At 40.6% G+C, this 12,875-nt stretch carries 9 protein-coding genes; 2 read left to right on the plus strand and 7 right to left on the minus strand.

Annotated features, from left to right (window positions below; genetic code table 11):
- Position 1 precedes the first annotated feature (1 nt).
- The 7 genes from HMPREF2794_RS16650 to HMPREF2794_RS16680 form a co-directional block, all read right to left on the minus strand.
- A complete protein-coding gene (locus tag HMPREF2794_RS16650) occupies positions 2-1,222 on the minus strand; it encodes a hypothetical protein (protein ID WP_055271340.1) in 1,221 nt (406 codons plus the stop codon).
- Positions 1,219-1,638 (minus strand): plasmid mobilization protein, encoded by a 420-nt coding sequence (locus tag HMPREF2794_RS16655; protein ID WP_055271342.1) that lies wholly within the window; start codon positions 1,636-1,638, stop codon positions 1,219-1,221. The genes HMPREF2794_RS16650 and HMPREF2794_RS16655 overlap by 4 nt, the downstream gene beginning before the upstream one ends.
- Before the next feature lie 281 nt (positions 1,639-1,919).
- A complete protein-coding gene (locus HMPREF2794_RS16660) occupies positions 1,920-2,984 on the minus strand; it encodes an AAA family ATPase (protein ID WP_055271344.1) in 1,065 nt (354 codons plus the stop codon).
- 3 nt (positions 2,985-2,987) lie between these two features.
- Entirely contained in the window at positions 2,988-3,365 is a 378-nt protein-coding gene (locus HMPREF2794_RS16665) for a helix-turn-helix transcriptional regulator (protein WP_055271346.1), read from the minus strand.
- A gap of 114 nt (positions 3,366-3,479) precedes the next feature.
- Positions 3,480-4,325 carry a hypothetical protein gene (locus HMPREF2794_RS16670; RefSeq protein WP_055271348.1) on the minus strand — a complete coding sequence of 282 codons (846 nt, stop codon included), beginning with the start codon at positions 4,323-4,325 and terminating at the stop codon, positions 3,480-3,482.
- Positions 4,326-4,493: 168 nt separating this feature from the next.
- A complete protein-coding gene (locus HMPREF2794_RS16675) occupies positions 4,494-5,618 on the minus strand; it encodes a tyrosine-type recombinase/integrase (protein WP_081030953.1) in 1,125 nt (374 codons plus the stop codon).
- Positions 5,619-5,738: 120 nt separating this feature from the next.
- Positions 5,739-6,617, minus strand: coding sequence for a helix-turn-helix domain-containing protein (locus HMPREF2794_RS16680; protein ID WP_055271352.1), 879 nt, complete (start codon positions 6,615-6,617; stop codon positions 5,739-5,741).
- Between the two features lie 730 nt (positions 6,618-7,347).
- Here HMPREF2794_RS16680 and HMPREF2794_RS16685 point away from each other — a divergent pair.
- Together HMPREF2794_RS16685 and HMPREF2794_RS16690 are read left to right on the plus strand one after the other, a co-directional pair.
- Positions 7,348-8,415, plus strand: a complete 1,068-nt coding sequence (locus HMPREF2794_RS16685) for a Fic family protein (protein WP_055271354.1) — start codon at positions 7,348-7,350, stop codon at positions 8,413-8,415.
- Between the two features lie 30 nt (positions 8,416-8,445).
- The gene (locus tag HMPREF2794_RS16690; protein ID WP_055271355.1) at positions 8,446-12,039 is read left to right on the plus strand and encodes an SIR2 family protein; all 3,594 of its coding nucleotides are present in this window, start codon (positions 8,446-8,448) and stop codon (positions 12,037-12,039) included.
- The last annotated feature ends 836 nt before the right edge of the window (positions 12,040-12,875 follow it).

A 12,875-nucleotide genomic window follows, 5' to 3' on the forward strand; every position in this document is an offset into this window, starting at 1 on the left:
CTTATCGTTTTAATCCGTTTTTACTCTGGATGCCTAACTTGCGACCAGCCATACGAGCGCATCGACGTGCCCAATTAAAGTCATCCTCATTCTTATCTCTCCAATTAAGGTCGCTTTGCGTGCCACCACCTCCACCAGTCACAGCTACTTCGTCACCACCAATGAGCCCGACAAAGATTGCCACGGCCATATGTGTCAGCTCCTGCCAGTTTGCTACAGACCTGTAATCGAACTCGTCATTGAACAGATCAAGCACTTTCTCCGGAATATAAAAGCGGTGGTCAGTACCATTATGGGTAAGCTCGTAAGCATAAAAGCCTGGTTTGCGTTGAGTATATTCAGCGACTTTCTCAGGTTGCTCTGGTGAATGATTTGCTGTTGCACTTTGCACTTTTGCACTTTGGGGAGTTTCCCGAATGGAGTATTCTATTTCGGGATGGAGCCTGCTCCAGGTGCGACCCAGTTTTCCTGCTGTCAAGTTACGACCGACACCAATATCAGAAGCTTTATACTTGGTATGACCTTTCATAATAGAATAGCCTCTTAGTATATCATTCTCATCTCTGAGTTCGTTTACCTTGTAGCCCTTCTGAGTGATACCGATTTTATAATCCTCCCACGACCATTTTGACATGGCTTTCAAGACAGAGTAGCAGTCACTACTAACTTGACGCTTGTTTATATTGTGAATCTCAGCAGCCGTAACCCAGCCACGGCTGATAACCACTCGTTCAGCAGCCTTCTGTGCACGTTCATGAATCATGGAATCATCGTTCGTTTTGCCGTTTATGTCCCTGCGACAGACGTCAGCGTGCAGATGATAGACTCCACCCTCAGCGTCGTGATGTAGCCAGACTGTGTGGATACTATTTGCGATGTTCGTTTGTACAGAGACACCCTTTCCATTCTTGTCTGTCATCCTTGGCTTGTCAAACTCTGTGACAAAGTCCTGCCATAGCTTTAGCCAATCATCTTCATTGAAATGTTTCGTATTCTCACGAGAGGGACTGATACGAATGGTGATAACGGAGTTCTTGAGTTTTCGGTATTGCCCCAGGTGAAGCTGCATAGCACTCCATATTCCGTATGCGTCCATCTTGGATGGCAAGAGGTTGTCGTGCATTCTGAAAATCTTCTCCGGGTGTTTCTTTTTATTGGACTCACCAGTGATGTATCGGAGATCATTGACTCCGTATGAAACTGCTTTTGCTATGGCTATCATGACTCCTGAGGTTTAGGGTTAGACGGAACAACATTAGGTGCCTTGGCCTGGTCAAGTATGAGATTCAGACGATCAACCATAGTGGTCACCTTGTCAATCCAGTTATTCATAAAAGCTACGTCGTTGAATATAGCCATACGCTTCGACAGACTGGCACCTTCAAGTGCGGATGTACAACGCAGGATATCCACTCTGAGCATATTCAGATTCTGAAGTGCCGATATTTCCACCTCTCCAAGTCTGGACTTAGGTTCGTAATTGAGAGCACGGGCAAGCAGGTAATCGCTTACAGTCATACCCTTGTCCTTGGCTAGTTCTTTAATTTGTTCTTTCTGTTGGGCCGTTACTTTAGCACCGATGAAGGTCTCTCTTTTGTCAGCTGGGGAGAGTAATTTCTTGGATATTTTCTTTTTCATTGTGAATACATATTTATGTGCAAGCTTGCGAGCACTGCACCTGTGAAGCATTGAGCAGGCAAGAGCGTCAATGGGGTAATCTCAATTAATTGAGGTTATACCTTGGCATATCTTGCTAGCAGATTTCTGCTAGACCCTGCTATCGTGCTTCTACAACTTTGATTAATAATTGTAATTTTAATTGGATAGGGATTACACAAGACTGCTATATTATTACTCATAATCAGGTAACTACGCTTTATTGCCTGTATATATGCCCCTTGAATAAAGTAAAGTTGATGTTAGTAAACAAAGTCAGGATTATAGATGTTTTGCCTACCATCCTGAAGTATCATCCGTTTGTTGCGTAGAAACTTAGCCAAGGCAACTGCTTTATTGTGATTCATCTTTATACCCTGGCTTTCATATCCCTCTTGCAACTTATCACGCAGATCCTGGTACTTGCCAATACTCCCATCTTTGAATGCCACCTCCAACGCACTTCGGTGTACACTCTCGCTAATGTCAAAGTATGGGTCGAATGGTGGTTTCTTCGGTCTGCCTGGACCTTTCTCTGTTGGCGAATAGTCCTCTACAAGTTCTGGAAGAATGTCCTCATTGATACAAAAGGCAAATGGTTCAAAGTCTCTGTCTCGGCTGAGTACCGATTCGACCACGCTGATGGATTTATCATCTTTATCAACTTCCACCTTAATGACAGATTCCGCTTTGTTATTGAGCTCTGTTCCGATATGACCACGAGCGTTCTCATCACCCTTGTTCTGGTGAAGGATGGTGTGAATGTGTATCTGCTTGTCAAAAGTAAGACGCATCAGCAGGGATGAGATGGCTGTTGCCTCATGAGGATTGTTGATGTCATAAAGAAGGTCTCTAACTCCGTCAATGACCACCAGTCCTACATTGGGCATTGTGCCAATCAAGGCTTCGATAATTGCCACACGTGTGTTCGGATCATACTTGCGAAGTGCGACCATCAGCAGGTTATCGGGATCGGCATCCTCAGGAAGATTGAGCAACTTGGTTATACGCTTCAACACCTTCTGACAATGTATCTGTCCTTGCTCAGTATCGAAGTAAAGGATGAAACGCTTGTCCTCAGGAAACTGTGCCCGATAGTGGAGCACAGATCCGTTAGACAGAGCAGCTGCAATCATCGCTGATACGTTGAAGGTCTTTTTACTCTTGGCCTTACCGATGGATACACTGAAGTTTCCTAATGTACCCAAAACAGAGTCACCAACTTTCAGCACTTCTGGTGCCTTGATGTAGGTTTGTGAAAGGCTGATGGTAGATTCATCCATGTAAGCCTGCAGCTCTTCAGGCGTTAATATCGCTCTCTTCTCCATAGCCTAAAAATTTAAAGGTTCAGGTCTACGGCGAATGGATGCACGCATAGCATCGTGTTCCTCTTCAATACTCTTGAGAGGATCACTTTTTCTTCCAGCCTCCAGCCACTTATCAAGCTCGTCACGATAGACTAGGAGACGTTTGCCCTGCTTGACTACCGGGAGTTTTCCGAACTTGACCTTGTGATAGAATGATGATTTTGTGATACCACCCAGATAGGCACACACTTCCTCTCTACTCATAGGTACGTGCGTGTTCTCTTTCTTTTGGACGGGAGTTGCAAAATGCTTCTCCATCATAGATTCCAGACTTGCGATCTTCTCGCACAATTGATTTACCACGGTTGGCAAATCATTAAATGTTAATTCTTTATGCAACATAATTTAAACTATAATTTAGTTAAACATGCTGCAAACCAATACAATGGAATTTTGCAGATTTTCGTCAGCAGGAACTAATTATCCGAATAGATCAAAATAATCTCAGTTGGTGCATTATGCTGCCTCTTTCATCATGCATTTGAAGCGATAATCACCTTTTTTAGGTACATCAATCTTGATTTTTGATGGAACAGAGTCACGAAGATTCTTTTCCAGATACTCTATGGTAGCTTCTCTTAGCTCGAATGGGAATACTGATTTTATAAAAAGTGCTCTGTCTCTCATGGGAATATTTAATCTGTGCCCGATATTCCAAGCAAAATGGCGCAAGTCTGGTGATTTTAGAGGGTTATCAATCTTAGAGCGCAATGGAACGTACTTATCTGTATCGCCACAAGACATGTAATTGATATTCTCAAGCAGGGTAGCCAGATCCTCCTTACTCAGGAATTCAGGCATAACTTCTATCGTGTACTCTCGTACTGCATTCATAATCTCGATGCGTCTCTCTCTGCTTTTACGTTCGTTGATTTCCATGGCCTCTTCGTAGCTATCTAGAATGTTACTCTTTGCAGTTGCAGGTTGCACACTACCACTGTTTTCAAGATTGATGGTAATGTTGATAGGTGGGGTTACAGGCTCTTTCTCCTCCTGGATTGTATCTTCGGGCTGATGATCTTCAACAGGTGCTTCCTCAATAGGAACAATGATGGTAGCTGGCTCCTGAGTGATGGGTGTGCTCTTAAATCCAAACTCAGACAGCAACTTTTTGAAAACTTTGTTCAGTACGCCACAAGTGATGATAGCCAGAACTGTTACCAATATAACAGGTGTGGAATACTGCATCACATTAATCTGATGTTTCATGAACAGATAACTGCTGACAATGGTAAAAGCAACAGACAAAAGAGAAAGTATGAAACACAACTTTCGCATTGGAATTTGAGTAGAATAATTCATATTATGAGCTGTTTTAAATTTAACTTCATCTCAAAATTATATCCTCTATTCCAATACGTTGCAATTAGTTGCGGTAATTCGTTCAAAATATGATGAAAAAATCCTCCAGAGTATGATTTGTTTCAAATAATCATACTTTGGAGGGTAAATGGGGTATTTCAGGCGAGTTTATTTCGCTTTCTTCGCAGGTCTTCTCAGCGTGATTTTACTGTTGGCTTCAAGTTTGTTTTTGTCCACCACTTTCACATATCTCTGTGTTGTGGTAATGGATTTGTGGGCCATCATACTGCGGATAGTATTAGGGTCTGTACCTGCAGCTGCTTGAAGCGTCGCAAATGTTCTACGATATGAGTGGAAGGTTATGTTCTTTCTGATGCCAGCCGAACTGATCCATTTCTTCATAGGAAACTGAGTCCAGCTTACCTTTAATCCTTTGAACACAACACCTCTTTTCTCCGGATCATATCCAATCAGCTCCAGTGCTTCCTCGCCAATAGGAATAATATCTTCCGACTTGTTCTTCTGAGTGATGATGTGTACACACTTACCACCAGCAGAGTAGTCAACAATATCTTCCCATCTGAGTGCTATGATGTCGCTTCGTCTCAGACTGGTCAGACAGGAGAATAGCGATGCCGTTTTAAGCACAGGAATTTCACATGGAGTCTCCGCCAGGGCATACAGTTCTTCAACAGAGAGGTAGTCCTTAATTACATCGTCGGTCTCAATTTTATCAAGGAAGTCATTGAGATTCTCCTTAATCAGCTTATTGCGATATAATATCTTAAGGAAGCCACGGAAAGTTGACCAGTATCCTGAAGCTGAGTTCTTTGATACCTTTGCTTTGCGCCTTAACTGCTTGGCTTTGAGAAGATATTCCCTGAAACCATTACATAGCTCAAGGGTGATGTCCTCAAATGTACACTTACCTTTCACGTAGTTGCAGAAGTGGAGATACACGAACTCCCATTTCGGATCATGCTTGGAGAGCTGCTTTTTGTAGTATGCCAGGAAATCACCTTTGAATCTGTCCTTGTCAAAGAAGTCATACTTGTCATTAACTACTGATGCATAGATGCGACAGCGGATAGCTTCGGCTTTCTCGGTCATCTGTGCATTGAAATTTTTCTCTCGTTGGTTCTTTGGCTCAGCGTATATCTGAATATCGATACTTTTGTGGCGATACACCTTCATAGTTTCTCTGTCACGATAACCAGGATAGAAATCCAGATAGAAACCCAACATGCCATGTTTTAGAACTCTTGTTCTCAATGTAATTGTCTTGCAATCCATAGTTGTACTTTTTTAGAAATTAATAAATGAATAACTGATGCAAATGTGAATAATGGAGATATGCAGATTTCTTTCAGCATAGATTAATTTTCCATTTATATTCAATTTGTTGCGGATGGTCTATTTTCTTGCACCCATAACATGGTCAAAGTCCACTTTCAGGAACCTCACAAACCGACCTTTCTTCTCTCGTTTGATTTCATGAAATTGCAGAACACCATATACAGAGTCACGGGAAAGGTTGCATTTCTGCATGGCCTCCTGTACAGTGTAGTATTCGGCAGTGCTTTCCTGCTCAGATGTTTTCGAGAGGTCGAAGTGAACCTTGGAATAGTAGACCTTACCATTCTCTTTCTTTGATGGGATGTTATTACGATAAACCTGGGAACGGATTGCAACGCGAGTCATTCCATACTTCTTTTCAATTTCCTCTGGAGTATACCACTCACTCAATGCTTCATCTGTCTTGTACTTGGCAAAGGCAGCATCAATGTGCTTTTTGCTGTAGTAATTGAACTGACGGATTTTCACCTTGGGAATGTTGTTTTCTCTGGTGTAGGTCCAGACCCATTTCGGCTTGACTTTGTATTTTTCAGCAATCTGCTCAGCGGTGTAGTAGTCAGCAACATCATAATCGTCTTTTTGCATGACACGTTCATAAGGTTTGGATTTCAGCATCAGCTCTAAATCGGAACGGCGTATTATAGACATTCTGGTACTGATGCGTGATGCACGAAGCTTATCCTCCTTGACCAGTTTATAAATGTATTGACGAGTGACACCCATCAACTGAGCAACCTTTGCAAAGGTGAAGTACTCTTGATTTTCAAGCTTGGTTTTTACTTCCTGCAATTGCTGGTTCTCTTTCAGCTCCATTCTTCGCTCTTTCATGCGATGTTTGTATCCACGTTTGGAGCACTGTGGACCACAATAATTGGTGGTGGTTTTTTGAGCGATAAAAGGCTTACCACACCATTGACAAATTCTTTTTACTTCCATTTTCTTTTTTCTCCATATTTGAGTAAAACATACGTTGTTTAATTTCCCTTTTTGTCAACCCACGTAAACCATTGTCAACCCACGTAAACTAATACGTCAGTGTGACATTGCGGTTAATTGTGTACTTGTTCCGCGGTAGAAATACGGTAGAAAAATATGGTGAATAACTGCATCCAACTGGACTTAGCTGGACTAATGGTAAAAAAAAATCGCTGAAAATCAGCGACTTCGTTATGATTGGTTCTAAATAGTTACGGTTAATAATGCGACATCACTTGCCGCCGCAATATGTGTTTTGAGTGTGTAATATACTGGTAATCAATATGTGTTTATGTATTAAAATACCTTTAAGGGACAAACGGGGGACAAAAATATGCTGTCCAAAAGAAAATAAAAGCAAATACATAATATCTTTTCATTGTGTCATACTCTGCCTTGTGAGTGATACATGGTTGTTGCTTCTATGTATTCTGCGGAAACTTCAATAGCGGTACGAAAAATAGGTTTAGTTTGTTTATTGTATATCTCTTCAAGTTCTAAACTAAACTGTTTACAGCCTTAAAGTAGCGAGCATTTGTGATAAAACTCTATTTTCTTTTGGACAGCATATTTATTCAGGGATTTATAAGTAGATATTTTGTGAAGTAAATCGGAAAAATGGTTGTATCATTATAACCATTTCGGCGATTTTTTATACATTTGCATTGTCAAGTGATAAATATAAATCCGTATGAAGTATCTTAATATAAAGAAAGCATTAGCCGCATGGCAGAATTTGCAACCGTTGTCGGAGAAGGATAGGGAAAGGCTTAGTCGCCGTTTTACCGTGGACTTCAACTACAACAGTAATCATATCGAAGGTAATACATTGACTTATGGACAGACAGAAATCCTGCTGCTTTTCGGTAAGGTGATTGGAGAAGCAGATGTGCGTGATGTACAAGAAATGACAGCCAGTAATGTTGGATTACGGATGATGAGAGAAGAGGCAGCCATGAAAGGAATGCCACTGACGCAGAATTTTATCTGGACATTGCATAAGACTCTATTGCGAGAGGATTACACTGTGTACCGTAATTTACCCGGTGGAATACAAACAAGTTATGTGATTCATGCCGGACAGTATAAGACTCGACCTAACAGTGTCATTACACGATATGGAGACCGATTTGAATATGCCTCACCGGAAGAAACACCGGGACTGATGGGGGACTTGGTTGACTGGTATAATGCGGCAGAACAAGAGGGAAAACTCTCACCGGTGGAGTTGGCTGCCCTGTTCCACTACCGCTATATACGTATTCATCCTTTTGAGGATGGGAATGGTCGTATCGCCCGATTGATGGTAAATTTCATTTTAACCCGCCATGATTATCCAATGATTGTAGTTCGTAGCCGTAAAAAAAGTGAGTATCTGGAAGCTTTGCATCAGGCGGATCTTGAAGTAGGGCCTGTTCCCAGTGATGGTGCTCATGCAAATATCAAGGATATTCGTCCTTTTTTGAAGTATTTCAATGATTTAGTGGCTACAGAGGTCTATAATGATGTGTTGTTTTTGAGCGAAAGGAATGAAAATGTGTGGTGGTATGATGGAGAACGGATTGCATTCCGAACACCTAATTATACGAAGATACTGAACGCTATGCGGACACAACCGACTTTGACGCTCTCGGACATGAAAGAAGAAACAGGCATCAGTGTGACTGCTATACAGAAATTGTTGGATCAGCTGATTTCCAAAAAATATGTAGAACGCGGAGAGAAGGAAGGCAGCTGGAGAGTGTTTGTGACACAATAAAAGAATATATTTATAAACAGATATTCAGGAATGGGTAAATTTAAAGATATAGATGTCGTTGATGCTATAAAAGCGATGAAGACGCATATCGAAAATGGCAGGATGAGCCTTTTGGTAGGGAGTGGCGCATCGTGTTGTGCATGCAAGCTTTATCAAGACTGGTATGGCTTGATAAAAGATATGGTGGCTTTCCTTTATGCCGACGAATTGAAAGCGAAAGGTGTTAAGGTGGAGCAGGATAAGCAGTTCTACTGTCATTATACGATAGAAAAAGGCGGAGAAAACTCAGAGAAAGAGATTGAAAACATTATCAGGAACATTATTGAGCGCGAAGGCGTACTTCGGATTCCAGCCCAGTTTGAGAAAAGGACGGGGCTGAGAGAGTCAGTAGAGGCTTATATCGAATCGCATACGCCGCAACTTAGCAACGATAATACTGCAACCCTGTTTGGCAAGTCGATGTCGCTCGGCGTAAGTACGAATTTTCTGGCCTCTATGCTCAAGATTAATTGGAATGCCATTTTTACGACAAACTATGATAATCTGTTGGAGCACGTGGCCATGATGAATGGGATGCAAAAGTTTAATGCAAGCAATCGTGCTGCCGATTTGTCGCTTCGCAACATGCGTGAGATGATAGTCAAACTTCATGGCAGCATAGACTTCGAGCATGAGTCGAACGGCTTTGACTGTGACAAGCACAGGAAATATATCATTACCCAAGAAGATTATGACGATTATCCAGCCAAGCACGAGGCTTTTATGCAACTGATGAGAATCTCGCTGTTGAAGGATTGCTTGTGTATTGTCGGTTTCTCCGGTAAGGATGCCAACTTTATTGCCTGGATAAATTGGGTGCGTGAAATCATTGAGATGAATTCTCAAAATAATACTCAGGATTATCCGCAGGCAAAAGATATTAAAGTGTTTTTTATTGATGCGAGAGGTGACGAACAGGACGACGCCACACGCCAGTATTTTGAGAATCACCGTATATACAGAATTCTGCTGACGGAAGGCAAAGTAATGGAATTGATAGGAGCGGAGGTTTCTGGTAATGATGACCCAGAACGTGGAAGTAAACTGTTTAAGGCGTTCTTTGATTATCTGAAAGCTGCTGATGAAGACAGCCGCTCTTGGCATGAAGACTGCGTAGATGAAGCTATAAAAGAACAGATCAATGAGCAGCAACGGCTTATAACGAAGAGCGAGGAAGCGGAAAAGGAAGAAAAAGATGAATTGCCCGGTGTGGAAAAGCAGAACGAACAGCATATCCTTCACGATACTTTCAGTCTTTGGGCAAAAGCTTATACACTCACGGGCAAACATATGCTCGATGTTGATATTGACGAGAGTGCTGCCAATCGGTTGATACGCTACGATGCTTATCTGAGGCTTGTGCGGGGAACTCACTATCAGTCTCATTTCATTGATGCGATGGTTCGAAGGCAAGAAATAGGCGAACTTGAAGCCCAAATGGCGTTGATGGCTTTGGAACAGATGCAGGAGGATTATGAGAACGAAGAGCTTGACCTTATTGATAAGATTGAAAAGGTGCTGCAAAATGATGCGGAACAGGAGCGTGTGAAGAGGCTGAAGAATCGCCACCTCACGCTTGTCTCTCCACTTGCTCCGGTAGAAGGAGACTCTGACATGGCTGTCTATGAACGTTGTGTAAGGCTCGCTTTCACATTTGAATTTGGCCAGCTAAACGGGGCGTTAAAAGCTTGGCACCCGTCGGAAGACTTTATCATGAAGAAACTTATGCTTCTTAGTCTGGTGGACGGAAAGGCTATCGACGGGATTCTGTCGCAATCTTTATTGGATAAGATACATCCGTCTATAGAACGGTTCAGGGCTACACAACTGGCTAATATTTTGTCGGGAAGCATACGGGGAACATATTCGGTGGATGAGTTTACCGACTTGGCTCAACATAGTATATTTTCACTTAGAGATTGGTACTTTGGAAGTCTGATTCAACCCAAAGAGAGAATCTATACTTATGGGAATGAGGCTGATGAAGATAAGAAAATCAGAGTGGAGGATGCTGTGAGGTGTCTGAATTTTATGTTGGAAACTCCGTTAATGCCACAAATAAATATGTGGAGTATTGTCTCAACAGTACAGTGGTATAAGGTTGTCCATGCACTGTTCGAGAAATATCCCTATCCGGTTCTCTTCTATAGTTCGACAATTAATGATTCGAATACTCTAAGACGAATAGGACAGGATTTTGCTTATAGTGGGGTGCTCCATGCCCAATTACCGGAATTTGTAGCAAGGATGTTTAAGCTGATAACTAATAAGGAACCCCCATTGTCATATTGGACTTTTCACAACATCTGCCATCTTCTCAGTGAGATAATCAAGGCAGTGCCTTCTTCGCATTGGGACGCATTCATTCTGAAACTATGGAAAGAAGACTTTTTGCCTCAATTCGATGAAATACGTGAGTCCGATGCCGTTTATAAACTTATATGCGTAGGTCTGTCATGCACAATGAATGAAGATTTGGTCGCGATAGTAATCAATGATTGCCTTGAAGTAGTCAAGACAAACGGTAAGTATCATATAGTCCAGGATTTGTTCTATCATTTGCGGACTAAGCATAGCAGGAAAGTTTCAACTGCAATAAAGCCGGTACTGACAGAGTATATCAGCAAGATGGACAATGGCAATGATTTTATCTTACTTGGGAATCTTTATAGAGTAATCAACAAGTCACAATACAAAGATATTGCCAAGAAAATCCCTGCATTGATTTCGTATTTAGGCATAAAAACTTCCTCTGTAAACGGATTGGTTTATTATGCCAAGTCAGACAAGAAAACCTTGGCAATAGTAAAAAATGCTTTGTTAGATTCTGGGTTATTATGGGAAAATGGAATAAGGAAGGATGGATCATTTGTACGAGCTGGCTATATCCCAATTGTAGACCTTGATGACACATTGGAGTGGACTGTAGAAGAAGTACATACTGTGTATGACAAATTAGAGGCAAGTGCAAAGACTTTATTAAAGCGTATCAAAGGTGATGGTTTTGAGAGAATAATGCGTTACGAGGATTTGGTGTATGAGATGATGAAATTCATTGATCTACATCGGCGAGAACTCTCAGATAAAGAAGGACTTGATATATTGTATAACTCACTTGAAGAGAAGTATAAATTGCTAACTGACTATATGGAGTTAGATAAATCTATATTTTCTGATATTAACAGTGAAGTGGAAGCTTGTCTAGAGGATCTTGCAGCAAAAGTAAAGAAAGAGGGGATTTATTGTAATATTGCTTATATTAATGTGCTGGTAACAAGACTTCTTTGCAGAAATAGATATTCTTATAGAAGGGTTTTGGACTATATGCAGTATTATGTGCGTTACTATCTGAATACAATGGAAGATCTAGAACTGCTACCACAACTTCGACTTTTGATAGATAAACTCACGTTGGATGAATTTAGAGATCTTGAGCAGAATGTGATTTTATGTGCAGAGTTATCAATTCTTATGGCAGAGAAACTCCATAAACTCGGAGTTAAAAGTCAAGGTGTTGACTACTGGATGAATTTGAAAAACGACAGATACTTCAACTGGTCGATATGTGATGATGTGGAAGCTTAAAAACGCTATTTTGCGGACATTACAATATAAAGTCGGAAATAAATATGTTTTTATGTCGACTTTATATATCGCACTGTAAATTCAGTCATTGTTTCAGTTTCATATAGATTGATTTTGTCGCAAAAAAACATCTTTTTTGCGACAAAATAGGTATTAAATTGTCTCTATAATCAATTGAGTAATAAACACTTCTGTGGTGTTATAAAATATTTCACACTACTCGTGTTATGTAAATGTGGATAGTATCATGATGAACTCTATTGTTGAATCTTGCTTTCGTCCTAGTGCTTGGAAATTTTGATACAGAAATAATCATAAAATACTTGTGGGATATTGTTGATGAAATACCGTTTGTTGTAACTTTTGCTACAATATAATATATCATATTTGGCTATATATCAATAGTATAATATGTGAGTGCGTATATTGTATCGGTATCGTTACTGCTATACCTTAATGGTAAATACAAGGTTTTGATTGCTTATTACACCAAAATAGTCATGAGGGACAATAATTTGTCCCCAGTCTGACTGGTCGAGTACAAACGGGGGACAAAACTTGAGGAAGCATATGCAAATGCACAGAAAATACGGCAAATAAAAGAAAGCAAGAGAATATACTCTAACTTAATTATAGCCAATAATTTGTGGTATTTTATTGCGTAATATATTGATAATAATTTGTTTGTGATTACTTGCCCACGCAGAAAATGTTTTGTATCATTTTTGACTTGTAATAAATTGATATTTAATATATTATGTTTTTATGAAATGCTTCGGGGACAAACTGGGGACAAAAATTAGCTATCCAAAAGATAAAAAGAGCAAATATAAGGT

The organism is Bacteroides sp. HMSC067B03, assembly GCF_001811315.1.
Classification (GTDB): Bacteria; Bacteroidota; Bacteroidia; order Bacteroidales; family Bacteroidaceae; genus Bacteroides; species Bacteroides faecis.

What these genes read in the sequence shown, in the direction of transcription:
- HMPREF2794_RS16650 (WP_055271340.1), bottom strand. Translation starts at nt 1,222, where the DNA reads ATGATAGCCATAGCAAAAGCAGTTTCATACGGAGTCAATGATCTCCGA.
- HMPREF2794_RS16655 (WP_055271342.1), bottom strand. Translation starts at nt 1,638, where the DNA reads ATGAAAAAGAAAATATCCAAGAAATTACTCTCCCCAGCTGACAAAAGA.
- HMPREF2794_RS16660 (WP_055271344.1), bottom strand. Translation starts at nt 2,984, where the DNA reads ATGGAGAAGAGAGCGATATTAACGCCTGAAGAGCTGCAGGCTTACATG.
- HMPREF2794_RS16665 (WP_055271346.1), bottom strand. Translation starts at nt 3,365, where the DNA reads ATGTTGCATAAAGAATTAACATTTAATGATTTGCCAACCGTGGTAAAT.
- HMPREF2794_RS16670 (WP_055271348.1), bottom strand. Translation starts at nt 4,325, where the DNA reads ATGAATTATTCTACTCAAATTCCAATGCGAAAGTTGTGTTTCATACTT.
- HMPREF2794_RS16675 (WP_081030953.1), bottom strand. Translation starts at nt 5,618, where the DNA reads ATGGATTGCAAGACAATTACATTGAGAACAAGAGTTCTAAAACATGGC.
- HMPREF2794_RS16680 (WP_055271352.1), bottom strand. Translation starts at nt 6,617, where the DNA reads ATGGAAGTAAAAAGAATTTGTCAATGGTGTGGTAAGCCTTTTATCGCT.
- HMPREF2794_RS16685 (WP_055271354.1), top strand. Translation starts at nt 7,348, where the DNA reads ATGAAGTATCTTAATATAAAGAAAGCATTAGCCGCATGGCAGAATTTG.
- HMPREF2794_RS16690 (WP_055271355.1), top strand. Translation starts at nt 8,446, where the DNA reads ATGGGTAAATTTAAAGATATAGATGTCGTTGATGCTATAAAAGCGATG.